General features: G+C 43.6%; 24 protein-coding genes. 3 read left to right on the forward strand and 21 right to left on the reverse strand.

All coding sequences use genetic code 11. From position 1 onward, the window contains the following. Positions 1–214: 214 nt before the first annotated feature. The 13 genes from JZO70_RS17850 to JZO70_RS17910 form a co-directional block, all read right to left on the reverse strand. A complete protein-coding gene (locus JZO70_RS17850) occupies positions 215–523 on the reverse strand; it encodes a DUF3784 domain-containing protein (protein ID WP_242704007.1) in 309 nt (102 codons plus the stop codon). A gap of 118 nt (positions 524–641) precedes the next feature. Further along, entirely contained in the window at positions 642–1,178 is a 537-nt protein-coding gene (locus tag JZO70_RS17855) for a GNAT family N-acetyltransferase (RefSeq protein ID WP_207675034.1), read from the reverse strand. 151 nt (positions 1,179–1,329) lie between these two features. After that, on the reverse strand, positions 1,330–2,013 hold the full coding sequence (locus JZO70_RS17860) for a CPBP family glutamic-type intramembrane protease (protein ID WP_207675035.1): 684 nt from the start codon (positions 2,011–2,013) through the stop codon (positions 1,330–1,332). Positions 2,014–2,194: 181 nt separating this feature from the next. Beyond that, on the reverse strand, positions 2,195–2,332 hold the full coding sequence (locus JZO70_RS17865) for a hypothetical protein (RefSeq protein ID WP_207675036.1): 138 nt from the start codon (positions 2,330–2,332) through the stop codon (positions 2,195–2,197). Between the two features lie 94 nt (positions 2,333–2,426). Then, positions 2,427–3,884: an NAD-dependent succinate-semialdehyde dehydrogenase gene (locus JZO70_RS17870; RefSeq protein WP_207675037.1), complete on the reverse strand. Its 1,458-nt coding sequence runs from the start codon at positions 3,882–3,884 to the stop codon at positions 2,427–2,429. A 260-nt stretch (positions 3,885–4,144) separates the two neighbouring features. Next, complete coding sequence (locus tag JZO70_RS17875) at positions 4,145–5,764, reverse strand: C39 family peptidase (RefSeq protein ID WP_207675038.1); 1,620 nt, start codon at positions 5,762–5,764, stop codon at positions 4,145–4,147. 231 nt (positions 5,765–5,995) lie between these two features. Next, entirely contained in the window at positions 5,996–6,427 is a 432-nt protein-coding gene (gene spx / locus JZO70_RS17880) for a transcriptional regulator Spx (RefSeq protein WP_207675112.1), read from the reverse strand. Positions 6,428–6,819: 392 nt separating this feature from the next. After that, entirely contained in the window at positions 6,820–8,853 is a 2,034-nt protein-coding gene (locus JZO70_RS17885; RefSeq protein ID WP_207675039.1) for an FtsX-like permease family protein, read from the reverse strand. Then, positions 8,846–9,610 carry an ABC transporter ATP-binding protein gene (locus JZO70_RS17890; RefSeq protein WP_207675040.1) on the reverse strand — a complete coding sequence of 255 codons (765 nt, stop codon included), beginning with the start codon at positions 9,608–9,610 and terminating at the stop codon, positions 8,846–8,848. The genes JZO70_RS17885 and JZO70_RS17890 overlap by 8 nt, the downstream gene beginning before the upstream one ends. 89 nt (positions 9,611–9,699) lie before the next feature. Beyond that, positions 9,700–10,719 (reverse strand): acyltransferase family protein, encoded by a 1,020-nt coding sequence (locus JZO70_RS17895; protein ID WP_207675041.1) that lies wholly within the window; start codon positions 10,717–10,719, stop codon positions 9,700–9,702. 80 nt (positions 10,720–10,799) lie between these two features. Continuing rightward, positions 10,800–11,813, reverse strand: a complete 1,014-nt coding sequence (locus JZO70_RS17900; protein ID WP_207675042.1) for a sensor histidine kinase — start codon at positions 11,811–11,813, stop codon at positions 10,800–10,802. A 13-nt stretch (positions 11,814–11,826) separates the two neighbouring features. Further along, the gene (locus JZO70_RS17905) at positions 11,827–12,483 is read right to left on the reverse strand and encodes a response regulator transcription factor (protein WP_242704014.1); all 657 of its coding nucleotides are present in this window, start codon (positions 12,481–12,483) and stop codon (positions 11,827–11,829) included. Between the two features lie 169 nt (positions 12,484–12,652). Next, positions 12,653–13,408 (reverse strand): winged helix-turn-helix domain-containing protein, encoded by a 756-nt coding sequence (locus JZO70_RS17910; protein WP_207675044.1) that lies wholly within the window; start codon positions 13,406–13,408, stop codon positions 12,653–12,655. A gap of 713 nt (positions 13,409–14,121) precedes the next feature. On the opposite strand from JZO70_RS17910, the gene JZO70_RS17915 reads away from it, so the two are divergent. Together JZO70_RS17915 and JZO70_RS17920 are read left to right on the forward strand one after the other, a co-directional pair. Then, positions 14,122–15,828, forward strand: a complete 1,707-nt coding sequence (locus JZO70_RS17915; protein WP_207675045.1) for an ABC transporter ATP-binding protein — start codon at positions 14,122–14,124, stop codon at positions 15,826–15,828. A gap of 43 nt (positions 15,829–15,871) precedes the next feature. Further along, positions 15,872–16,894 (forward strand): ArsR/SmtB family transcription factor, encoded by a 1,023-nt coding sequence (locus JZO70_RS17920; protein ID WP_207675046.1) that lies wholly within the window; start codon positions 15,872–15,874, stop codon positions 16,892–16,894. 51 nt (positions 16,895–16,945) lie between these two features. Here JZO70_RS17920 and JZO70_RS17925 read toward each other — a convergent pair whose 3' ends face one another. From JZO70_RS17925 to JZO70_RS17940, 4 genes are read right to left on the reverse strand one after another with little or no spacing between them, the layout of a single operon-like run. Next, a complete protein-coding gene (locus tag JZO70_RS17925) occupies positions 16,946–17,911 on the reverse strand; it encodes an ABC transporter substrate-binding protein (protein WP_207675047.1) in 966 nt (321 codons plus the stop codon). A 16-nt stretch (positions 17,912–17,927) separates the two neighbouring features. Then, positions 17,928–18,686 (reverse strand): iron ABC transporter ATP-binding protein, encoded by a 759-nt coding sequence (locus JZO70_RS17930; RefSeq protein WP_207675048.1) that lies wholly within the window; start codon positions 18,684–18,686, stop codon positions 17,928–17,930. After that, positions 18,683–19,651, reverse strand: a complete 969-nt coding sequence (locus JZO70_RS17935) for an iron chelate uptake ABC transporter family permease subunit (protein WP_207675049.1) — start codon at positions 19,649–19,651, stop codon at positions 18,683–18,685. Before JZO70_RS17935 ends, JZO70_RS17930 begins: the two co-directional genes overlap by 4 nt. Continuing rightward, positions 19,648–20,595 (reverse strand): ABC transporter permease, encoded by a 948-nt coding sequence (locus tag JZO70_RS17940; protein WP_207675050.1) that lies wholly within the window; start codon positions 20,593–20,595, stop codon positions 19,648–19,650. Before JZO70_RS17940 ends, JZO70_RS17935 begins: the two co-directional genes overlap by 4 nt. Before the next feature lie 324 nt (positions 20,596–20,919). Here JZO70_RS17940 and JZO70_RS17945 point away from each other — a divergent pair, with 324 nt between their 5' ends. Further along, a complete protein-coding gene (locus JZO70_RS17945; RefSeq protein ID WP_207675051.1) occupies positions 20,920–21,243 on the forward strand; it encodes a type II toxin-antitoxin system Phd/YefM family antitoxin in 324 nt (107 codons plus the stop codon). A gap of 36 nt (positions 21,244–21,279) precedes the next feature. On the opposite strand, the gene panC is transcribed toward JZO70_RS17945, so the two are convergent. The 4 genes from panC to JZO70_RS17965 all read right to left on the reverse strand — a co-directional run bounded on the left by panC (position 21,280) and on the right by JZO70_RS17965 (position 25,612). Continuing rightward, complete coding sequence (gene panC, locus JZO70_RS17950) at positions 21,280–22,125, reverse strand: pantoate--beta-alanine ligase (RefSeq protein WP_207675052.1); 846 nt, start codon at positions 22,123–22,125, stop codon at positions 21,280–21,282. Further along, a complete protein-coding gene (gene panB / locus JZO70_RS17955) occupies positions 22,122–22,970 on the reverse strand; it encodes a 3-methyl-2-oxobutanoate hydroxymethyltransferase (RefSeq protein WP_207675053.1) in 849 nt (282 codons plus the stop codon). The genes panC and panB overlap by 4 nt, the downstream gene beginning before the upstream one ends. Then, a complete protein-coding gene (locus tag JZO70_RS17960; RefSeq protein WP_207675054.1) occupies positions 22,967–23,809 on the reverse strand; it encodes a Rossmann-like and DUF2520 domain-containing protein in 843 nt (280 codons plus the stop codon). The genes panB and JZO70_RS17960 overlap by 4 nt, the downstream gene beginning before the upstream one ends. Before the next feature lie 174 nt (positions 23,810–23,983). Then, on the reverse strand, positions 23,984–25,612 hold the full coding sequence (locus tag JZO70_RS17965; protein WP_207675055.1) for a hypothetical protein: 1,629 nt from the start codon (positions 25,610–25,612) through the stop codon (positions 23,984–23,986).

The following is a 25,612-nucleotide window of genomic DNA, read 5'->3' on the forward strand; positions in this document are numbered from 1 at the left end:
TCGATTGTTTTTTGACAAACATGCTGATTCGCCGGTGAATGGGTCAGACTTTTTTTACTGATGGTACTTTTTCAGTGGCCACTCCAAGGAAACTCACTGCGCAATCATTGATAGGCTTTCTAAGAAGAAATGATACATGACCTGATAAAAATCGGCAACTGAGTCATTTTTTATTTCTTGAAAAATTCGGATTATTTTATAGTGAGTAAAAAAACTATCGCTTGAACAACTTAGAAACATTACTAAAAATCAACACAAACAAAGTAGCCGGAACAATCAGCCTACCAACGTAATTTTCGGGAATTATTCCAATGATTGGCAAAAGTACTACTAAATCTACAAAAAATAAATAAACTCCCACCAATTTACCTAGATTTCTGCCGTTTACTTTGGCTCGATTCGCTTCACCTATGGTATTATAACCAGCTATCAGCATCAGCCACTTTCCGCGAATCAATTGGATACCCACAATGAGCGTTCCAATTAAGATACTCCAGATAGCTAAATAATCAATTGTTGTCATCGCTGATCCCTCCTTTTTTACTATCATTTTACCACGGAGCCTTTATGCAAAAAAAGTACTTTCATTGGAGTTGTCCAGATGAAAGTACTTTTTACTTTGCTATGGTTTACCTAATTGCCTACCAATCCTCCGGCTTATCCATCGCCTCTGCCGGCTTCACCACACCTGAAAAATCTTCCGTTCGAATATCCGACAACGCCTGCGCCATCCAAGCATCTTCCAATCCTTTTTTCGTCGGGTAAGGCGGCAGGAAGCCTTGCGGCAAAGCAGGCTTGAAGCCGTGTCGAGGATAGTAGTCGATATGCCCCAACACAAAAACCAAATCCACCTGCTGCTCCTTCAATATTTCCAGCCCGGCTCGAATTAGTTGGCCGCCAATCTCTTTTTTCTGGTACTCAGGAACAATTGCCAACGGTGCTAAAATCGAAAGCGACAACTGCTTTTCATAATTTTCTAAGCGAGCCTTAGTAAATAAGATGTGTCCAACTGGTTGTTCACTATCAAAAGCCAACAAAGAAACCAACGGCCGAGCAGTCGGATCATCCAGCAATTCATCGGCAAAAATCGCTTCGTCGGGTTCATTGAAGGCCCGGTACTCGACATCATAAATTTGTTTGCGGTCTTTTTCAGTTGTTTCACGAATTTGAATGTTCATTTTTTCCACTCTCCTAATTCATTAATTTTGAGAAGAGCGCATTACCGAAAGTAAACATAAGTCTGTCAAACAAAAGCCTCCATTGTTTAGTTACCTAAATTATAGAGAAGCCTAGAGTCAGGTGCAACATTTATTGATAACGGCTACCACCTTAATGTTGCAGCAGTGCCACTATCAGCATAATGAGAAAGAGCGTATAGTCATAAAGCGTGTGGGCAATAATTCCCCCTCGTAAACTATCGGTCCTTTTCCAAACATAATTGAATGGGATTCGGGTCAAGCCGATGATGACTAAACATTGATACCAATTCCAGGAATACGTTGATAAATGGAGCGAACCAAAGAATAAGGCCGCGAAAATCGAGCTCAGCAGAAAGGCCTTATTTGACGTAAAGCGTTTCGTGAGGAAATGATAGAGCGGAAAAGCGACGGCTGCGGTGATTAATTCTTCTCCAGCCAGCGAAATCCAAGTAGTCAGGAAAAAGTAAATATTTTCCCACAGACTATTGTCCACGATAACTTTTGCGATAGGATTGGCGTTGCTGGCATTATTAAACAGCAGTATGCCCACTCTTGATGCCGCAAATGAAAGAACAAACGACAGCACCGTCAACCCTAAAATGCTTTTCCATTTTCCTTTTTTCATCGGCTGTAGAAAGATCTGATAACTGCCTAGGCCAAATTGAGCAATCAAAGCGATTGATGAAAAAGCAAACAACCATAGCCAGCTTAAGGGCCAGTTATTTATTCTGCCTGCAAAGCCAATAATCAGTAAAAAAGGTGTTAATATAAGTCCCCAAGTTTTAGGCTTGGTATTTTCAATTCTCTCGAACATCGGAATGCCCCCTTTGTTCTGATTATACCGGAAAGCAGGAAAAACACCTTTTCTAACGAACTATTCGCGGGATATTTAAACAGCATCTCCCTTGATCCAAACAGTTTGCTTAGGCACATTCAAATCAAAAAAACGCAGAATGCTCTTCTGCGTTAAAAAATGAACTAATAGAAAAAACGACTCACTTTTTTTCGTCGGTTTCAGTAAAGGCCAGGATAAGAAAGATAAACCCTAACATTGTAAACATAAAACTATCATTGAAATCTATCACAAAAAATACAATTGCTAATACCAACCATGCCGGATTCACATTCTTCATCCCGATCGCCTCCCTACCAAAAGATTAGCACAACAAAAACGACCCATCAAGATGAAAAAACCTTATCCCAGCGTTTGGGATAAGGAAGAAAAACTTATTTAGCGGTGCGAATCGTTACAAATTTCACTTCAACATACTCTTCCACCCCGTATGTGCCGTTTTCACGACCGAAGCCGGAATGTTTCATCCCGCCAAATGGTGTTGCAGAATTAGAAATCTCGGTATCGTTGACACCCACCATTCCATATTGCAACTTGCTGCTGACGTTGTCGATGGTGTGAATATTGGTAGAGAAGAAGTAAGAAGCTAAACCAAATTCGCTGTCATTGGCATCTTCGATTACTTTTTCTTCATCTTCAAATTCGATGATCGGTAATACCGGTCCAAAGGTTTCTTCATAGAAAATATTCATGTCTTTCGTGACACCGTCTAAAACGGTTGGTTGGAAGAAGAAGCCGTTGGCGAATTCGCCGTCTTCCATTTTACTGCCGCCAACCAAGACTTTTGCTCCCTTGCCGGTAGCATCTTCCATTTGTTCTTCGACTTTTTCCACGCCTTCTTTGTTAATGAGTGGTCCGGTGGTTGGATCATCCAAGCCATTACCAACTGTGACTTCCTTCACCCGTTCCACAATCATTTCCGTGGCTTTTTCTTTGATATCTTTGTGAATGAATACCCGGTTTGGCGAAGTACACACCTGACCATTGTTGCCGAATTTAGTTTCAACTAAGGTTTCCACGGCTAATTCCAGATCAGCATCTGGGAAAATAATGTACGGTGCATGTCCACCCAACTCCATCGAAACTTTCTTCAAGGTTGGAGCTGCTTGTTCGTTCAGGGTTTTCCCAACTTCAGTTGAACCAGTAAAGGTAATTTTCTTCACATCGTCTGATTCAGAAAGAATTTCTCCGATGGTAGCAGCATCTCCCAGCATAATATTGACTACACCTTCTGGAAAGCCAGCTTTGTCAAAAAGCTCCATTAATGCCAAAGCTGACAACGGAGTGTCTTCTGCCGGTTTCAATACTACAGTACAGCCGGCAGCAATTGCTGGTGAAATTTTACGGATAATCATATTGGATGGGAAGTTCCAAGGAGTAATTGCGCCTACTACACCCACTGGCTGCTTGCGCACTTGCCATTGATTGGTGGCTGGTGAAGGGACAATATCTCCCATTACTCGTTGACCTTCTGCCGCATTCCAGCGCAGGTTTTCCACGTTGGTTTGAATTTCGCCTTTGGCTTGTGTTAGTGGTTTCCCTTGTTCCATCGTCATGATGGTTGACAGACGTTCAGCGTCCTCTTCCACCAGATCGGCCATTTTGTTCATCAGCTCTGCGCGTTCTGAAGGTGCCATAGTTGACCATTTAGGAAAAGCCGCATTCGCTGCTGCAATTGCTTCTTTGGTTTCATTTGCGCCACCTTGGTGAACTTCAATTAAGGTTTCACCGGTAGCAGGGTTGATTACTGCTCGTTTGTCCTCTGAGCCCTCGATCCATTTGCCATTAATATAGAGACGAGTTTCGACCTGTGGTAAATCTCTTTTTGCCATATGTCTAATTTCCTCCTTATTATTAGGTACATAATCACCCTATCATGGATAAAATGAAAGCACAAAATTGATGCTTGTTATACCGGACTCACGCGTTTTCTTTATAAATAGTGAATCTATCCTAAAATTTTCTTTTTTTATGAGTAAAATTCCAGGTTATTGGAAATTGGTACAGACGTGTAAACGAAAAAACCAAACAACCGGCTCCTTCCTTTAATGAATGAAGGAAAACTGGTTGTTTGGTTTTATCTTACTACTATTTAATTAATTCCGACTGCTCGTCCATCCCATTCACGGTTGAAATCAGCCACTGAAACCCACGCTACTGCTCCGCGGTCGTAAGCCATATTTCCTCCGCCTGTTCCGGCTTTAGCATTTGCATTGTAGTACAAAGGATCGTGAACTAAGAATTTATTATCCTTATAGCCGACAACTACTTTGCAATGATTTCTATTTGTGTCATTTGGTTTTTGATAAGAAGAGTAACCGTAATACAAGACTGGATTTCCACCCATAATCCGATCAATGATCCCTTGAGTTTTTGTTCCAGTAATATTAGAAACATTGTTGTACCAGCGTTTTGCATAATTAGTCAATGAACCAGGTGTAATTACCCAGCCAAAACCAGCGCCTGTATACACATTGCCCTGCTGTCCACCAGGATCTCCGGGGTACATTGGTAAATTGTCTTGAACATATTTTAAATCGACATTTTGGCCTTTGTAATTCAGCAACATTGCCATTGCCGCACCAGCACAGCCCCAAGGAGACATAACTGGAACGTATTGACTAACGTAAGGAACCGACAGAACACGTTCAACTGGTGCAACCGGTGCCGCTCCGCCAAGGGTATACCAAGAAACTCCCTCATAGCGCCAGCCAGCCCGTGTTAAAGAGTCGCGTTCATTGGCATCCATCGTATAGTGATGAGCGCCGGCTCCCTTAGTATTTGGGTTATAAACTCGATACATCGGCAAGCCTTCCCAAGGTGTATGCCAAGCGATTCCCTCATAGTTCCAGCCTACAGATTTCAGATGGTCTCGTTCATTGCCATCCAAAGTATAGAAATGCTCACCAGAATTGGGATTGTAAATACGGTATAACTCTCTTCCCGTACCAACCACACGCATACTTATACCTTCATAGCGCCAACCTAGATTAACTAAAAAGTCTTTTTCATTCCCATTCATCGTGTGTAAATGTTCACCAGAATTGGGATTATATACGCGATAAATCGGAATTGTCGCTTCAGCCTTTGGTGCAGCTGCTTTTGGTGCTGCTGCTTTAGCTGCCTTAGGTTGAGCCACCGGAGCTGCTGCTTTTTCCGGTTTAACTGAATCTGTGACCGAATCTACTGTATCTGTGACTTCAGGTTTCTTTTCAGAATCTGTAGTGTCTTTACTTTCAGAAGCATCGGGTTCTTTTTCAGTTACAACCTCAGAGCCTTCTTTATCAGTAGTCTCGTCGGCTTTATCTTGTGACTCTTCAGTTGTTGCTTCTTCTGTATTTTCGGTTGAAGAATCAATAGTTTCTTCTTTTTGATCAGTAGGATCGGTTGCTTCCTGTTGATCTTGTGAATCCTCTTGCACTGGTGTATCTACTGTAGGAGTCTCAACTACTGGAACTTCTGGTGTCTGTGCTTCAGAAGAATTTCCGGCTGAAGTATCTTCAACAACTACTTCTGGCACTACTTCAGCAACCTCACTGGTATTCTCTTGTGGAACAACGGCTGCCTCTATCTCAGAAACAGCTACTTCAGCTGCCTGAACTGTTTGTTCTTGTACCGCTAAGCCACCGACACCTAACATACCTAAAAATATAATCGGTGCGACTACCCAGCTTTTCCCTTTTTTATACATCTTAAATCTTTTCTTTTCCATAAAATCCTCCTTTTTTACGATTTCCCACTGATGCTATTATACTATAAAATCACAGTAGTTATCTTACTTTTTTCATCATATAATTGGATATAATTACTCTATATTCGCTTATCCATTATATTCACATCGATCTGAATCCGTTTTCCCAGCATTATTAGGCTATCATATCTGTCATCACGGTATCTGTATTAAAAAACCAACCAGTTAGTTGGTCTAAAAAATCCATTCATTTTAATGCAAATTCGTAATAATATCCCCACACAAGACATCCACATTTTCACGATACAAGTCCATGCGGGCAACCTTGCGCAGTTTTTTTGGCATAAAGATGCGGATATCCTCTTCGTTATAACCCACTTGCAGGCGGTGGTCATCGTAAATGATCGGCCGCTTCAGCAGCTGAGGATATTGCGACAGCAAAACCAGCAGCTGACTCATGGACAGCTCGTCAAAATCGATGTTCAGTTTTTGATAAACAATCGAGCGGGTAGACAGGATTTCTTCAATCCCGGTTTCCGTCATGGATAAAATCAGCTTCAATTCGTTGCTATTTAATGGCTCATTAATAATGTTTCTTTCTTCAAATTCAATCCCATAATTGGTAAACCATTTTTTGGCTTTCCGACAAGAGGTACAGGAAGGCCCAACTAACAAATGAATCATAATCATCACATTCTTTCTCTTTTAATTATGCAATTAAGCATGAATCAGGAATCCTTGAAGATATTTTCAAAATAAAAATAAAGTCCGACTTCCTATCAGAAAAAAATTCGTATGTATGTGAATCACCCCAACAACCCATACGGTTTCCTCTAACTATAAGTTTACTAGAAATTTATCTTTCAGATTATTTTATTTTTAACGCAACTATGATATAAAAAAGTAAAACGGAATTATAATTTTATCAATTCTTAATTCAATCCACCTTTTCATACCAATAAAGGCCTTCCATAACCTAATTTAATAACAAGTGTTCTTATATGTGGTAATTTCTAAAACCAGCTGAAAACAGTAAAAAAAGACAGCCCCAACCACAGGCTGCCTTTCATCCATAATTAGTATTTTTCAATATTTCTAGTAAACCCTACATAGGTCACAATGAAGTAGGCGAAATAAATGACTAAGAACACCATTAGCGCCAGTCCATAAAATCTAAAAGGCGTCCCCTCTACTCCAGTGTAATAAACAAAGCGTTCACCGGCAAACAAACCGATGAAAATACTCAGCACAACGGAAATCACCAGCGGACACAAATAATAAATACTCAACTGCTTCAGCACGACTTTTTCCGTTTCCTTTTTGCTCAGTCCTAATTGGCGCAAAATGTCGTAACGTTTTTTATGCTTAGTGGAATCACTCAGCTGTTGAACAGCCAAAATAGTCAAGGCGGCACACAGGAAAACAATTCCTATATACGCCATCATGAAGCAGAGAGAGACAATCACAAAGCTGGCGTCTTTTTGAATATTATCCCTGACAATCGTGGTGCCCGACATCGTCATAATTTGATCGCTGCCGTTGCCATAAGAAATCTCGTAAAGATCCCCGTAAAGATCCGTTTCACTATAATTTTTGTCGAGGGCCTCTAATTTCCCCTGCAACCCCTGCGGTGCAACGCCCGCTATGTTGATAGCGATGGCCCGGTAATAAGGCGTCATTTGCTGGGCTGCCTCATCCGTTACAATTAACAAATAATCGGCACCGTTCATCCCGTTCTGAGCAAACGGTTCCATATGAATTGTCTGCAATGCCAGTGTTTCTTGGTTGGCTTTAACGCGGACTTGCTCACCAGCCTCTTGCCACTGCTTTTCCAGGCGTTTTTTCCCCTGCAGAATATACTCTCCCTTCTTCAATTGCACCTGATCGTAGCCAGCCATTTCCCGCAAATGATTGTAATCGCTCAGTTTCATATAAGTATCCTCGCCGAAATAAGTACTGTCAGCATAGCGATCGCCAATTTTTTCGCCTTTGTAAGTGCTATCCACATGCTCATACAAATAATCATTCATTGCGGTGGTGCCGTTGCGATAAATCCGATATTGATATTGGTCATTGATCTGCGCATTTTCAGCAATTACTTGCTCTTCGTCGCTAAAATCATAATCGGCATCTCCATTGGAAATCGAAATATCAAAGGGCTGCACCAGCGTGACTTGATTGCGTTGAAAATCGGTAAACATCATCACCACCATCCAGGTCAGCAACGCGCCAGTAAACAAAATCGTCAATGTTCCCATCGTAAAGCGCATCGTTTTGATTTTGGAAGACAGCTGCCGCAGGATAAACAGCGTATCTTTTTTATAAATCAGCGGCGATTTTTTCTGAATGAAGCGGATAAAAAAAGCCGCCAAACCGAAATACAGCAAATAAATCGCCAGCACTAATCCTAGAGAATAAAAGAGACTAGCATTCAAGGACATATTGGAGGTCAAAATCAATCCATTAAAGACACAAATGTACGCCACTGCCAGAATCACCAGAATGCCTTTGCGACCATTCTTCTCATGGGTGATTTTTTCATTTTGCTGGTCGCTGTATAAAAGCTGGCGAATCGTCATCTTTTTGATTTTTCGCCGCACACCCCGCATGGCCAACAAATACGCCAGCACCAAAACCCCAGCGGTCAGCAGCAAATACCACGGATTGAAATCAGGCGAGATGCGATATTCCGTATCCAAAATGGCATAAAAAATATTTACAAACAGCAGCTGAAAAGCATACCCGGGAATAATCCCCAACAAAATCGACAGCAAACCCAACAAATAATTTTCCCGGCGAAACAGCTTGATGATTTGTTTTTTGGTCATCCCCAACAACAAATAGGTGCCGAATTCTTTACTGCGCTTTTCCAGCATGAAATTGACAATATAACGCACCAGCCACATGACGATTCCGACGATAAAAAAGGAAGCCACGCCAATCATCACTATAAAAATTGTCGCATCTGCGTATAACTCTCGCATGTCTTTGGAGAAAATCATGCCATGAAAAGCAAACATCAAGGTGGAAATAATCGTCATCGTCCCCACATAAATCAGATAGTCCTTCACCGAACGCTTGGCATTCCGGGCAATCAGCGTCTTAAACATTGCCCCCACCTCCGCCAAAGACTGACAGTACATCTAAAATATCGTTCAAAAATTCCCGGCGACTTTTCTCGCCCCGGATCAGCTCGTGGAAAATTTGCCCATCCTTCAGAAACAAAATCCTTTTGCAATAGCTGGCAGAAAAGGCATCGTGGGTCACCATTAAAATCGTCGAATTCAATTTCTGATTCATGGTGACAAAGGTTTCCAGCAAGGTTTGGGCTGATTTGGAATCCAGCGCACCGGTGGGTTCATCTGCCATAATTACCAACGGCTGATTGGCAATCGCCCGGGCACAAGCGCAGCGCTGCTTTTGGCCGCCGGACACTTCGTAAGGAAATTTGTCGGCGATCTCCCTGATTCCCAGCTGCTCCAATAATTTGTGCACCCGCTTTTGAATATCCTTTTTCGGCTTATCCTGCAAGGTCATAGCTAAGGTAATATTCTCTTCGATCGTTAAGGTATCCAACAAGTTAAAATCCTGAAAAACAAAGCCGATATTCTCCTTGCGAAATTTCGCCACCTGCTCTTCGTTTAACGTACTGATATCCTTGCCGCGAAAATAGACATGCCCCGAAGTTACCGTATCAATCGTCGACAACACGTTTAACAAAGTACTTTTACCGGAACCGGACGCCCCCATAATTCCGGTGAACTCCCCTTCTGCAACATCAAAATCCACCCCATCCAAAGCTTTAGTCACGTTGCTTTTTGAGCCATAATACTTTTCGACCTTTTCAACTTGAATTAATGTCTTCATTTTGTTTCTCTCCCATCCATAGGCTTACTTTCTACCTTTAGTCTATAGATTTTTTCCGCTGCCTTGTATGAACTTATCTGTACTGAAGATTACAATCTTGAAAGATAACGCCCAGTTAACTTTCCCTTGCCCATCACCAACAACCAGCTCATCCCATGAGTTATAACTACCACCAATAAAAACTGCTCCCAGCCGCGAGTCATTTCCTGCTGGGTGATCTGCTGAACCACAAAAATGGCATAAGGATGAATAAAATAGTAGTACTTGCTGCAATTTTTTATCCTGGGTGCCTGCTGCGAGCCAGCTAAGCCCCAAAGAAAAAGGCAAAAGCTTAGCGGCACCAGACTAATCAAAAAATTCGAGTCCAAATTCCCCGAACCGAAAATCAGCCGTTCCTCCAAAATCAACCCGGCCATGCTCACTACCAAGCCCCATGAATAATACGAAGAAAGCTTATGTAACTGATCCTGGTAATCACTGATCAGAAATCCCAGAACCACAAAAATACTCACAAACAACAGGCCATTTCTCGTAGTGACAAACAGCTGAAGATACGCATCAACTACCACCTTCATCCCGCCCTCCGGCAGAAATCCATAATAGGTCTCCATGCAGCCAAACAGATACAAGCAACCAAAACCGGATAGCAGCACTTTATAAGGAAATTTCCCCACCAAAAAATGACCCAGCCACAAGGCCAAAAGCAGCGCTGGAATATACCACAAATGATAAAACGTCCCAGTGTAAAACACCCCCACCAGCAAAGCCGCCGGATACAAATAAAGGGGCAACGTCAGATTCTGCTGCAGCCACAGCATTCCTAACGGCAAAAAAGCCACACTCCAAACCAGATAGTTTTTCACTAATGAGCGCATGTACGTGCGAAAATAACCCGGTTGCCAACGGCTTTTCTCCCGAACAAAGAAGGCGGTGGAAAGGGCAAAAAACGGCACCGCCACCCGACAAAGTGCCCCCTTCAACAGATGATTGTACGCTGGATTTTCTAAAATCGGACCACAATGCACACAGATCACCAGCAGAGCCGCTCCGTATTGCATCCACTGAAGCCGACTTATTTTATGAATCCTTTGTACCTGAACAAATTCCATCCCGCTTCCTCCAATCCATAAACTAGCTTCAGTCTATGCCTTGGAGGCCGCTCGTTGTATCGACTTACCTGTGGTGAAAATTACAGCTTTGAAAGATAGGTGTTCTTAGGAAAAACCAGTGTGACCGTCGTGTATTCGTTTTGCTTTGAGTCGATTTCCAAGCCCAGCTCCAGCTTTTTACACAGCTTTTTGCATAAATACAAGCCGATGCCGGTGGTTTTTTCCCGCTGGCGACCGTTCGTTCCGGTAAAGCCCTTGTCAAAAACCCGCCCCAGCTCACTCGTCGGAATTCCGATCCCGTTATCCGTCAAGGACAACCGAACGCTGTGTTCCGCTTCTTCTACCGTGAAAGTCAGCGCTCCCGGACCCTCTTTTTTGTACTTCACCGCATTAATCAACAGCTGCCCTAAAATAAAGGCCACCCATTTTTCATCCGTCTGCACAAAGACCGGCTCACTTAAAGGCTGCGGTGCCATCTGATTTTGGATCAGCAAATATTTGTTCTTCCCCAGTACTTGCAGCACCACTTGGCGCAGGTCGGTTTCCTTAATCGTATAGTCCTTGTAAACCTGTTCCGAGCGGGCATAAAAAAGCGCCTGCTCCACTAAGTCGTCCATTTCAGTTAAATAAATTTCAAACTTCCGTTTCAATTGATTATCTAAATTGTGGGCCGCCAGCCGCATGCCGGTGATCGGCAGCTTCACCTCATGAATCCAGCCCTCGATAAATTCTCGGTATTCCATTTGCTCCTGCTCCAGCGCCTGAATTTTCTCAATCACTGCTTTATTGGATCGCCGCAAAATCTGCTGGTGCAGCTGATCCTCCAGCTGCCAGCTTTGCCCCATAAATTCCTGGATCAAATAAGGCTTCTCCAAATCCGCTAACGTATCCATAATCCCAGCGAAATATTTTTTCCGCTGCTGGTAATGAACCGTTAACCAAACGCCTAAAATCGTCAGCCAAAAAAAAGTGATCAAGCCGACGGTCAACGCGCTGTTGCCGATTGCCAGCAAATACAAACTCAATAGAAACAAGCTGACCCCGTTTAACACTAGTAGTAAAATCTTGTCTTTTAAATAGCTTGCTAAAGTCATAGGCTGCTCCTTCTTAGATTTTGTAGCCGGCTCCCCGCTTAGTCTCAACAAAATTGGTTACTTCAATATCCGCCAACCGGGCGCGAATCCGCGTCATGGTCACACTCAAAGCATTGTCGTCAATGAACACTTCGTTGTCCCACAGGTATTCAATCAAATCCAGCCGCGGCACCACCTCGCCTTTATGGAGAAACAAATAATGCAGCAGCTTGCATTCATTTTTCGACAATTCCGTGTCAAATCCATTGGCAGCAATTTTATAGGAACGAACATCCAGCGTAACACCCTTGTGTTCCAGCACCGTTTCTTCCTTCCCTCCGCCACCGCTGCGCTTCAGCACCGCCGTGATCCGCGCCAGCAGCACCGACGGATGATAAGGCTTGGCAATAAAATCATCGCCGCCCATCAAAATACTATTGGTCTCCGTCATAACACTATTATCACTGGTGAGAAAAATAATCGGTACTCCCATGGTACGCCGAATTTCCCCACACAGCTGATGCCCATCAATCCCCGGCAAATGAATATCTAACAAAATCAAATCCGGCTTGGCCTGCTGCACCTGTTGGGTCACCTCAACAAACTCCGTCACCAGCGCCACCTGGTAAAGCGCATTTCGCAGCAAAGCCGCCAGCTCTTCTCGGATCTTCGGTTCATCCTCAATGATCATGATTTTCACGCTGCATCCCTCATTTCTTTGCCTTGTTCGTATCTATTTATGATAGCATTCGCCTTTGTAAATGAACATCCTTTTTATAATAAAGGCTTCACCAACTGGGCCGACTCTTAGACCACCAACCTAAAAAAGCTTCAAAGGAAAATTCCCTTGAAGCCTCGTTCTAATCCATCTGATACACTAAGTTTTTAACCTCAGACGCGTTTTGCAGCAATTGACGGTAGAACTCGTCATTTAGCTTGTAGCCGCGGCCCCACAAAGTGGTGATTGTTTCCCCTGGCACGCCAGCTCTTTCAAACTTCTTCTTAATTTTATTTATCAGACAGGAGAGCTGACTCATGTTGGAATCCGAATCAATCCCCCATATATACTCGCATAATTCTTTGCGATCGAGAATTACTTCCTTCGCGCCAGCAGCCACCAGGTGGTCAAGCACTTTCTTTTCCTTTTTTGAAAGTTTTATGCGTAATCCGCTGACCAGATTAGATTCGCTGCTGTCATTATTACCAATCTTAGAAAAATCAGCCGAAAATGTCACATTCAATGGTTGCGGCTTCGTCTCCTTGACTGTCCGATATAAAGCTTCCCGTATCTGTTCAAGTGAGTCCTCTTTAGCAATCCATTCATGAACCCATTCACTAAGTTTATCTCGATCCTCGGTATACTCCGGAGTACTTACACGGATAATCGCCAGGGATGGACTGCTCAAGTTGGGTAAAAAACGAACCAAATCACTATCGCTCAAAGTGTCGCTCAAAATCACGGCTTGAAAATAATTCAACCTCAGTGGACTTTTGCCTTGCGCTAAATGCTCAATCCAATCCGAAGAACACAGCACTTCATAGTTTAAATGGTGAAGCTTTTTGATTAAGCGTTCTTCCGCTAAGACATTTTTAGTTAAAAGTAATACGTGTTGCATGGGTTCCACCTTTTCTACAATTAGTTGTTGGAGGTGTTTGTGCGATTAGTTGCAGCCGTATGTACGCCCCTATCCAAAAAGACGCCGCACTTCAACAAGCATGCTGGTTAAAAACAGAAAATTGATAAAAGCGATTTCAAACTAGACTTGCCCCCAGTTCTCTTTCTTTTCGCGAAAAAAATTTACTGCCTGCAAATTCTTCTCATTGGAAAAGCAGCTAATCAGCTGTCTGATAAACAGTACGGTGTCCAGTAAATTTAGTTGTTATGTATATTACGGTAAATTTACTCCATTTAACCTCCATATTCTTAAATTTCCCCTGTTATTGACCATTTTTCTTATAAAACCATATTTTTCGCTACAAACGACCTCATTGTTCCAGATCAAACATCCGGAATATTGATAATATCAAATATTCCAAAAGTAATAAAGTCCTATCTAACATTGATTGTAAGAATAATGTTAGTAACAGAATATTTTTTGTTTTTTTAGCGTCCCTGGAGTTATAAACCGAGAATGCTGCTTCCGATTGGAAATGGCGATTGTCCTTTTTACCAGTATATTCAGCGAAGACCGCCGATAGATTAGATTAAAAACGAATCATCAAGAATTTCATTCGATATACATCTAATTTACTCTTGATATCATTCGTTAATCGTGATATATTTTTACAAACATTAGATATCCATCTAATAAAGAAAGGGTGACCCACTATGAAACACGTGATCAAGAACCACAAGCTGCTTTTAGTCATAACCTTGCTTTTCAGTATCATTTCTTCCATCACTGCCATCTATGCCGCGTTCCTGCTGCGGGATATTTTGAATGCCGCAATTACCCAAGATGACGCCTTGTTTCGCCAAACCGTTTTACTAACAATTATTTATTTGCCGATGACTGGCCTGCTGCAATGGGCTTACAGCTATTTCAGCAAGAAATTCATTTATCAAGTGATCCAAGACCTGCGTCAGGAAATTTTTGACGGCATTTTGAATCGCGATGCTTCCACCTTTCACTCCACCAACACTGCCGACTATATCTCCGCAGTCACCAACGATATTAAGATTTTGGAAGACAATTATCTTGTTCCATTATTAGACGCGATTCGCTACGGCTTTGTTTTTGCGGCTACTTTGATTGCGTTGATTTACACCAGTCCTTTGATCACGGTGGTGATGATTGTTTGTTTACTGGCTTTAATCATTATTCCAAGCATTTTCGGCAACCCGCTGCAAAAACGCCAGGACCTGCTTTCGCAAAATTACACCTCCTTAACCGTGCGCTTGAAGGATTTATTATCCGGCTACGAAGTGATTCAATCCTTTCAAATGCTGCCCTTTGCCCGCAAAAGCTTTCACCAACAAAACCAACAGACCGCAAAATCCAAATTCTCAGTGGACAAACTCTATGCTGCTAACGAAGGAATTTCGACTGTTTTAGGAGCGGGCACTCAATTTGTCAATTTGATTGTTGCAGCCTACTTTGTGTTAAACGGCGAAATGACCGCTGGCGTGATGCTGGCCTTACTTCAGCTGAGCGGCACATTCGTCCAGCCGGCCGCCATGATATTAGAAAGCTTGCCTAAAATTCAAGGGGCAAAACCGGTGGCAGCTCGGATTGACGAACTGGCTGCTCCCGTGGACTCGCCGTTCAAAGGCACAGAAGTCCCCACCTTTGAAAAAACCATTCAATTAAAACAGCTGGCTTTCAGCTATGAGGAGAAGCCCGTCATTCAAGATCTAAATTTAACTTTGGAAAAGAATAAAAAATACGCCCTGGTTGGCCCCAGCGGCTGCGGAAAAACCACCTTGGCCCGCTTAATCACCGCTAACTTTGGCAATTATCAAGGAGAAATCCGCTTTGATGATCAGGAGCTGAAGGAATTAGATGTGCATCAAATTCCCCAATATTATTCCATGATTCACCAAAACGTTTATATGTTTGATGAATCAATTGGCGACAATATCACCTTGCATCAGGAACGTTCGGCCGGAGAAATCGGCAGTGCATTGTTTGCTAGCGGCGCCAAGAAGTTTATCGACAGTTTGCCGGCTGGTCTGGAAACTCCTGCTGGTGAAAACGGCAATAACTTGTCTGGCGGTCAAAGACAGCGGGTAGCAGTGGCTCGGGCTTTGATTCAAAACAAGCCGCTTCTGATTTTGGATGAGGGCACCTCAGCGGTCGACAGCAAAACCGCCTATGACATCGAGACCCGTTTGCTGCAATTACCGGAGCTGACTTTGTTGACCATCACCCACAACTTGAGTGAAGAGCTGTTAGGTCAATACGATGCAATCATCTATATGGAAGAGGGAAAAATTATTCAGGTGGGCACCTACGAAGAATTGAGCAAAAACCAGCAGTTTGCCGACTTTGCTTCGATTAAACAACAGGAGCAATTGCAAGTAGCCGCGGTTTGATTTATGATGAGATATAACTAGTTATTCAAAGGAGCAAACACGCATGACTTCCTTGCCGATTAATAATCAATTAAATCCTTACTTTGAAACTTTTTTCCTGCTGTATCAGACCCCTTTTGACGAAAAAGCCCAGCAAGAAACGCTGGCTGATTTGGATGAGTTGGGGTTGGATGGATTGAGCTTTTACGAAAAACATTATCCCGTCATCGAAGCGTATTATTCACGCTTTGAGGAGCAGCGAATACCGACTGCCTGTGACTTTTTTTTCCAAGAAGTGGAAACGGATTACTTAATCACCTTGGCATTTTTACTTTTCCGCTATTCTTTCTGGAATGATGAACTTTCCACCATGAGTGATGCCCAGCTGCAGCAGCTGATCATTTCCTTCATCTATCTGTATATACATGACGAGGAGCCGCCAGAAAATGCAACGACTCTTCAGGCGATCCAGCAGTTGGGCCAGCTGGAATTTCCTGATAGCGTAAAATGGCAGATCACGAATCTCCTACAGCAGCCTAGACCTATTTTGGCGGGCTTGATTGAAGCAGTGAAGACCAATCTGCCGGCTTTTGAGGCGGCGAAGGCTGCGGTGGAAAATGATTTGGCTCCTTTACTGGAAAAATACCAGCAAAATATGCAAAATGAGTCATTTCTACGCCAAATGACCAGAAATTTAGAGCTGGCAGCTACGATCACCCCAACCTTAGCGGTGCCTATGTCGGTATTAATTCTTGAAAATCAGTGCTATTACGGCCTTTTGTGTGATCATGTTCAGCGAAGCGGCGGTAACTCGGCACTTTCTAAGGAAGATCTATTGGTGGGGCTCAAGGCGATTAGCGACAAAACCAAGCTGGAAATCCTAGCCTACTTAAAAGAAAAGCCCAGCTACAACTTAGAACTGGCGGAGCATCTGAACCTAGCGCCTGCGACTATTTCTCATCATATGAATGCTTTGCTGAATTCCGGTTTTGTAAAAATCGAGAAAAAAAATAAAGCCTACTATGTTTTGAATGAAGAATCGATTGAACATTTTATCCACGAGCTGCGCCGAGAATTATTAAAATAGAAAAAATAGCCGCGAACTGCCAGGAATTTCCTCGCTGTTCGCGGCTGCTTTTTATTCAAATACTTTATTCACATCATCCAACATCAACTTAACAGATTCTAATCCGCCGCCGCTTAAGTACCAAACATCTGGCTGCAAGCTGATGATTTTACCGTCTTTACCGGCCGTTGTTTCAGCAACCAATTCATTGTCAGCAACTTTGTTGTTGGTGTCATCTCCGCCAATCGCTTTAGTGCGGTCAACTACGAATAGAACATCAGGATTTTTTTCCAACACATATTCGTAGGAAACACTTTGTCCATGAGTTGAAGCCTCGATCGCATCGTCGGCTTCCGCAAACCCAAAGGTATCGTAGATAATCCCGAAACGTGAATCCTTGCCGTAAGCTGAAAGCTCACCTTCGTTGACTAAAACCGTCAATGCTTTGTCTTGGCTGTCGGCTGCTTTAGTTTTCGTTTCTTCGATGCTAGTTTCCAGATCGGCTAATTGTTCCTTGGCTTCATCTTCCTTATCGAAGATTTGGCCTAAGGTTTCCACATTGTGCTGAATAGAATTCCAAGTGTCGGTTGGATCCACTGCCAAGTACATAGTTGGTGCGATTTCCTTCAGCTGATCTTGGAAGTCACTTTGACGACCAGAAATAATGATCAAGTCTGGCTGCATTTGGTTGATTTTTTCCAAATCAGGCTCTTTAATTCCCCCAGCTGAATCCACATCTTTGTAGTCTTCCAAGTAAGCTGGCAAGTTGTCAGTTGCCGCCCCAATCACACTGTCGCCAGCACCCAAGGCATCAATCGTATCCAATGAACCGTTGTCGAATACTACGACTTTTTCCGGATTTTTCGGAACAGTTACTGTACCGTTGCTGTCGGTTACTTCCAATGTTTCCACTTTGGCTACGCTACTTTGAGCTGTCGCTCCGCCGCTGGAATCTGTGGTGGCGTCATTTCCCGAGTTGCACCCTGCCAAACCTAATCCTAACAACACAACTGACAAACTCACAATATATTTTTTCACGCTTTTTTCCTCCAATTTAATTAAAATACATACAAAACCGCTTGCCCTCAAGCTCGCAAACTTTGACGTCCATTTCATATAAATGATTCAACACACTCGGCTGAATCATTTCATCGGTAGTGCCGTGGGCAAAAATCTGCCCTGCCTTCATAGCCACAATCTCATCCGCATAACTCGCGGCAAAATTAATGTCGTGGATCACCAGCAAAATCGTCTTCTGCTCTTCATCCACCAAACGCCGCAAGGTCTTCATCAGCTGAACCGCGTAATTCATATCCAAATTATTCAAGGGCTCATCCAGCAAAATATACTCGGTATCTTGGGCTAAAATCATGGCAATATAGGCCCGCTGCAATTGGCCCCCCGACAATGTATCGATCGTATCATCGGCCATTTCATCCAAACCCAGCTTAGTCAACGCCTGATCAATCAAGCGCTGATCTTCTTTCGTCAAGCGACCCTTGGAATAAGGAAACCGGCCGAAGCTCACCAATTCACGAACGGTAATCCGCAAACTCAAGCCGTTGCTCTGTTTAAGAATCGACAGCTTTTTCGACAATTCATTGGAGCGCCACGCTTTGACCTCGTTGTGATCCAAATAAATCTGGCCCACATCGGCATCGATCAACCGACTAATCATCGACAACAAGGTACTTTTCCCCGCCCCGTTTGGCCCAATAAAGGCAGTCAGCTGCTTTTCCTTAATCGGCAAGCGCACTTCTGAGATCACTTTTTTCTTACCATAATTCTTCGAAACATCCTTTACGTCGATCATCCTTGCCGTCTCCTCTCATGAATAATTTTCCAAATAAAATACACGCCTCCGACAAACTGCGTCACCACACTTACCGTCGTTTTCAGCTGAAACACCTGCTCCACTAAAAACTGACTGCCCACCAGAAAGTTGATTCCCAGCAAAACCGCCGTTGGAAATAAATACCTGTGGCGATAGGTGGGCATCATTTGATACGCAATGTTGGCCACAATAAAACCTAAAAAGGTGATCGGTCCCACCAAAGCCGTCGCCGTTCCCGTCAACAAACTGACTAAAAACAAAATCAAGATTTGAAACCGATTGACCGACACCCCCAAGTTCGCCGCTTGATCGGCACCTAGGTGCAACACATCCAGGTAAGAACTCAACCTATATAATAGTAGAGAACCGATCAAAATGATGCCAGCCGCAATCGCCAAATGGTTGGTATTGATGTTGCTGAAGCTGGCAAACAGCCGCCCCTGCAGCAAATCGTACTCGTTAGGGTCCATCATCACCTGCAAAAAACTGCTTGTACTGCTGAACAAAGTGCCGAAGATCATCCCCAGCATTAATAGGATAAACAAGTCATTTTGCTGCCGCTTTAATAGTACGTTTGCCAGCAACAAACTCAGCAACGCCATCAGCAAAATACTCACTAGAAACAACGGCGTTTGCTCCTGCGAAAGCATCTTCACCCCGCCGACCACAAAAAACAAAACGGTTTGGATTAAGACATACAACGAATCCAAGCCTAAAATATTCGGGGTTAAAAACTGATTTTGGGTCATGGTTTGAAAACTCACTGTCGCCATGCCCGTTGCCAAAGCCACAAGTAAAAAGGCCGCTACCTTTTTCCCCCGCAGCATCCAGGCAAACTGAAAATTGCCATAAGTATTGTAGGTTAAATAAATGGCGCACAACACCAGCGCCAAAATTGCCAGTAAAACTAAGGTGGTTCCTTTTTTCAGAGGGAAAGCCTTCACGCCTGTCGCCTCCTAACCAGCAGGTAAATGAAAATCACACTGCCTAACACGCCAACCGTCAAGCTGACCGGCACTTCGTAAGGTGCAATCACAATCCGGGAAATCATATCACAAACCATTAAGAATAAGCTGCCTGATACTGCCGTGATCCACAGCGTCTGCTTCACATGATCGCCAAAAACCAGCGAGACAATATTAGGGACAATGACTCCCAGAAACGGCACCGTTCCTACCATGATTAGAACCAATCCACTGGCAGCTGCCACTAAAGCGATGCCAAAGGTTTGGGCTAACCGGTAATTGATCCCAAGGTTTACTGCCACATCTTCCCCCAGACCTACAATTGTGAAAAGGTAAGCAAAAAGGTAGATGACGATAAACAGTGGAATCGTCAGATACAACAGCTCATAGTTCCCTTTGGTCACCAGCGAAAAATTCCCCTGCAGCCAAGAAGACATATTTTGAATCAGCTCAAACTGATAAGCGAAAAAGGTCGCTACCGAGCCGACAATATTGCCAAACATCACACCCAGCAATGGTAAGAACACCGGATTTTTCGCCGGCAGCAGCCGACTCAAAGCCAGAAACACCATCGTGCCTAAAAAGGCAAAGACAAAAGCCGCCAATGTCCGCATCGGTGTTGATGCATTTGGCAAAAACAGCATCACAATCAAAATTCCCAGCCGCGCGCTATCCATTGTGCCTGCTGTGGTTGGCGAAACAAATTTGTTTTGCGTCAAATGCTGCATAATCAAGCCGCAGATACTCATGGTGGCGCCGGCTAAAATCAAACTAACCGTTCGCGGAATCCGCGTCGTCGCCAAAACCAACCATTGCTGCTGCTCCCCAGCAAGCAATCCCTGCAAAGCCAAATCCTTCACTCCGAGAAAAATCGAGAAACCGCTTAAGAGGAATAAAAGCGCAATAATCCATCCTTTTTTCAACGAATCACTCCCTATTTAACTGATAATGATTCTCATTATCCCTCTCATTGGTAAATTTTAGGCGAAATCGTCAAGAAAAGCAAGATTTTTTTAGCTATTAGGAGAGAATAGTTGCAAGGAAAGTGGAAATCTGCTTAGGAGGGTCTGGTATGAGTGGCTTCTCAGATTCTTTTTAATGAGAAATTAATGGATGTAGTTTAGTTTAAATGAGAATGTTTTAATACAGGTGAGAATACAATCAGTCGCATACGGATTTCTGATGAAATAACAGCTTTTAAATAGTTATTATTCGTACTATAATAAGGCTAAAAGGAGGTCTTTTGAATGCTTGACGCAATTAAAAATGAACTGGTTTCCATTTCCGACCTAAAGAAATCACCCATGTCCGCGATCGAAAAAGCCCAAACGAGTCGCAACGGAGTTTATGTTCTTAACAACAACAAAGCCGTTGCTGTAATACTTGATACCGAAAATTATCGACAACTAATTGAGGATTATCAACGTCTCATTCAGCAAAATGATCAGTTATTAGATCAAATTGTCGAGCTGGAGGCAGAAAAAAGAATTGCCATGAAGGTGGATTACTTATCGGATGAGGAAGTTCGTGGTGAAGAAAAGTCAGAAGATGTAGAAGATGAATGGGAATAACAAAAAGACCTTAGCAGCCTAAGGTCTTCCAATTCACTATTCCCCAAAAACAAAATTATCAATCAATCGAGTATTCCCGATTCTAACCGCAATAGGAATCAGTACCGCAGCTTCAATCACAGCCACATCCTGCAAGCTGCGATGATCAACTATTTTAATGTAGTCAATCTCCGCTAACGGTTCCTGCTGGATTTTTTCCGTCATCGTCTGCTTAATTTTCTCAGCCGACTTCTCTCCTTGCTCCAGCATTTTCTTAGCCAGCTTTAGGGATTGCGAAAGAACCAGCGCCGCTTCCCGTTCTTCTTCAGACAAATAAACATTACGGGAGCTTTTAGCCAGGCCGTCCTCTTCCCGAATAATCGGACAACAAACCACCTTCACCGGAAAATTCAAATCCCGCACCATTTGTTCAATCACGGCCGCCTGCTGGGCATCCTTTTGACCAAAATACGCCCGGTCCGGTTGAACAATATTAAACAATTTTCCGACAACTGTCGTCACCCCGCGAAAATGCGTCGGTCGACTAGCCCCTTCCAGCACTTCCGTCACACCGAAAGCTTCGATGTACGTGTTGAAGCCATCAGGATACATTTCACTGACTTCCGGATGAAAAATCAAACTAGCTCCAGCTTCATGACTTTTTTCCAGATCGTTTTCAATATCGCGAGGATAGCTGGACAAATCTTCATTAGCACTAAATTGCGTCGGATTGACAAAGACACTAACCACCACTTTATCATTTTCAGCATGGGCCTGACGAATCAGACTTTGATGTCCTTCATGCAAGTAACCCATGGTGGGTACCAGCCCCACAGTCTTTCCCGCTTTTTTCCATTCGGACACAATTTCACGAATTTCCTTAATCGTTGTTATCAGCTTCATTTTGCTTCACCAAATTCCTGACGCAACGTGTCCATCACTTCCGACTGAATAGCAAAAACATGTTCATCCGCCGGAAAAGCTTGCGAACCTACTTCTTGATGATAATTTGCAAAGGCCGCCACCATATCCTCACCGATCGCCGCGTATTGCTTCACGAATTTTGGCTGAAAACCATCGTACATCGCCAGCATATCTTGATATACCAAAACCTGGCCATCGGTATAGCGCCCAGCCCCAATACCAATTGTGGGAATTGTCAAAAGTTCGGTAATTAATTGCCCTAATTTTTCCGGAACACCTTCTAAAACTATCGCAAAAGCGCCCGCCGCCTCAACCGCCAACGCATCTTGGACCACTTTACGCGCAGCCGCTTCGGTCTTCCCTTGAATTTTGAAGCCGCCAAAAGAATGCACCGATTGTGGTGTTAATCCGACATGACCCATTACCGGAATCGAAGCCCGCGTAATTGCCTGAATGACTTCCGCAAACTCGACGCCGCCTTCCAACTTCACTGCCTGAGCATCGCCCTCTTTTAACAAGCGCCCCGCATTGAGCACTGCTTCTTCAATAGAAGTATGATAGGATAGAAACGGTAAATCCGTCACTACCAAAGCGTTTTTCGCTCCTCGTGCCACCGCTTTTGAGTGATGAATCATGTCCTCCATCGTCACTGCCAAGGTATTTTCGTACCCCAGCATCACCATGCCTAAAGAATCTCCCACCAGGATCGCGTTAATTCCGGCTTTATCTACTAATCGGGCCGTCGTATAATCGTAAGCCGTCAGCATCGAAATTTTTTCCTGCTGCTGCTTTTGCTTTTGTAAACTCGCTGTCGTATTTTTCATTGATTGAATCGCTCCTTTATTTGAGAATAATCTGTTTCCGGATGCTTGATCTCCGCCATTTCTACTAAAACCTGCGACAAATCCCGGTAAATTTCCGCCTGGTCTCCTTCCAATTGGCTCAAATGCTTCTCAACCGTCGGTAAATCAGCTCGTTCCACCGGCCCAGTTAAGGCACTAACTGCATCAGTCGCCGCAATATTCTGAGCATTCGCTAAAAAAAGATTCTTCCAAGCAATTTCAGCCGCTTCAGCTGAAAAGCCTGCCTGCTGAAAAAGCTGCTGGCTCTTGTAAACCAGCCCATTTACCAAATTACTGCACATCACACATGCCGCATGGTAACGAATCTTCTGCTCCGCCTCAATCCGTTGAATCGAATTGCCTAATTTTTCCAGCTGATTATACACTTCTTCAAACCCGGCGTCGTCACCTTCCAACGTAAACAAGGCTTGCTCGATGGCCGCAACCGGTGTCTGCCGATTCGGAAAAGCCAGCAAAGGATGAAAGGAAAACAAACGGTATTCCCGTGCCGGATCAATTGCCAACAATTGCGAACTTTCCACGCCCGAGCAATGAAAAACTACCATCTCCGAACGCAAAAACGGTTGTACCTGCTGAAAAATCGTCAAAAGCTGCGCATCAGAAACCGTCAAAAAAAGCCAATCACTCGCTGCAACCAGTTCTTCCAGATCGGAAAAAGCTTTACAGTCGCTCAACTCCGCCGCAAATTTCGCCGATTCTAACTGACGACTGTAAAACCCTGACAGCTCAAATCCTTTTTCTCGAAAGTAGCTTCCTAACGAACACCCAACTTTTCCGGCTCCGATAAACCCAACCTTCATACCTTGCTCCCTTCCCCGTGATCCACTGACACCCGTGTCATTTTTATCAATTGTATCCCAAAGTCGATAACGTGTCACTGATTTACCGGAATTAATTGAAGAAAAATGATTATTTTTGCCAACTAAAAAAGCAAACGCGAAAGCTTGTTACCCGCTTTCGCATTTGCATCCTATTTATTCTTTAATCCGAAACGTCTTAGGCGCCTTCTTCCATAGCAGCACCAAGCCAATCCCGATATACACGAGACTAACCGCGGACACCAACAGCGCATAGCTCAACCCAGTCACGTCTATCTGAAGATTCGCATAAGCAATCCCGTAGAAAACTCCGGAAATGATTTTGTACAATGGATTGGTCACTTCCATTTCACTAGTAAAAGGCTGCAGCAAATAATAAATGAACAGCTCGTGAAAAGAAAACAGCACCGCCAAGCTGAACAGCAGCAACACTAGCACCGCGAAAAATTGCAGCGATAAAATACCTGGATTCAACAAGCCAAAGGTCAAGAAAATCAACAGAATCCCCGCAATAATCGATCCATTATAAAACAAGGTTTTCTTAAAGCGATACATAAATCCGGACAAAATCGTCGATGCTTCTCGATAAAAAGGATAATACAGCATCGCCATATCACAATTGACGAAGGCCATTTGCACAATAATTTTCCCAAAAGTAGCTAAATACATCGTGAAAAACAGCAAAGGCAAAAAGCCGATTAGGTCTTCCTCCTTCAGCCCACTTAAAAGCCCCAAAAAGGAAAGAATGATCACTCCTAGCCAAACGACCCCGACAACCGCTAGACGAATGTATAAACCTCTTGTTAAAATTCGGCGGTATCGTTTAAACAGCAAATCATTTAAATATTGACTGCCGGAAAGTGATTCATTGCTGGTGGCATCCAGCTCCAGCTTTTTCTGCATTGACAAGCCCTGACCTAAATACTGGGCATTTTTAGCTGCCGGCGCAGCTTCGGCAGTTTTGTGCACCCGCTCCACCTGCCAAATCAAGTAATCATTTTCATCTGAATAATTTAAAAATTTGTGACCGAAAAAGATCAGCAAACCAGCCAAAACTAGCCAATTAATTGGATGCAACAGCCCTGTACCTACGACCGCCGCTTTGTCCAACCACAAATCAGCACCCACCAACAGGATTAAAACCAAAACAATCGACCAGCCAATTCCCCGCAGCTGACTCGGCGTTTTAGTATGAATCATTCGTCCCAACCACATGAAAAACACTGTCGGTACCAAATAACACAGACTACCTACAACCAGCACACTCAAGGACTGATCCAAAAATGCTCCGTATAGCAAGAATGCCGGCCAATATTTCACGGTTTCCACGACATTTAGTAACAAAATCCGTCCTCGGACAAAGCGCACCCGCGGCAGCAAAAACTGCTCCATAAAGCTGACTTCATTGTTATCCAGCGAATACCAAATACCATCAAAAATACTGGCTAGTACCATCCAGCTCGCCCAAAACAGAAAGCCCTGCCTTAAGAGGAACGGATCTAGCGGCCACAGTCGCAATGTCTCGCCAGACGTAAGCTTAATGATGAAAAAGACCAGCAGATAGTTTAGTCCCAGCCAAAAAAACTTGGCACCCAAGCTGAAGCCGACTTTCCAAATATACAGCAAAACTGTTAGAACTTTCTTCAGTCCATAGCTTTGAAACACGCCGCCTGGGATTTTCTTCCCGATCAACGGCAGCTTCCGCAAATAGTACAGCAAACCATTGACCTTCTGAGTTATTTTTATCACCGAAAAGATCCAGGAAATTCGAACAATCTCACCCAT

Origin of the sequence: Candidatus Enterococcus moelleringii, from assembly GCF_017377575.1 — a bacterium.
Lineage (GTDB): Bacteria > Bacillota > Bacilli > Lactobacillales > Enterococcaceae > Enterococcus_A > Enterococcus_A moelleringii.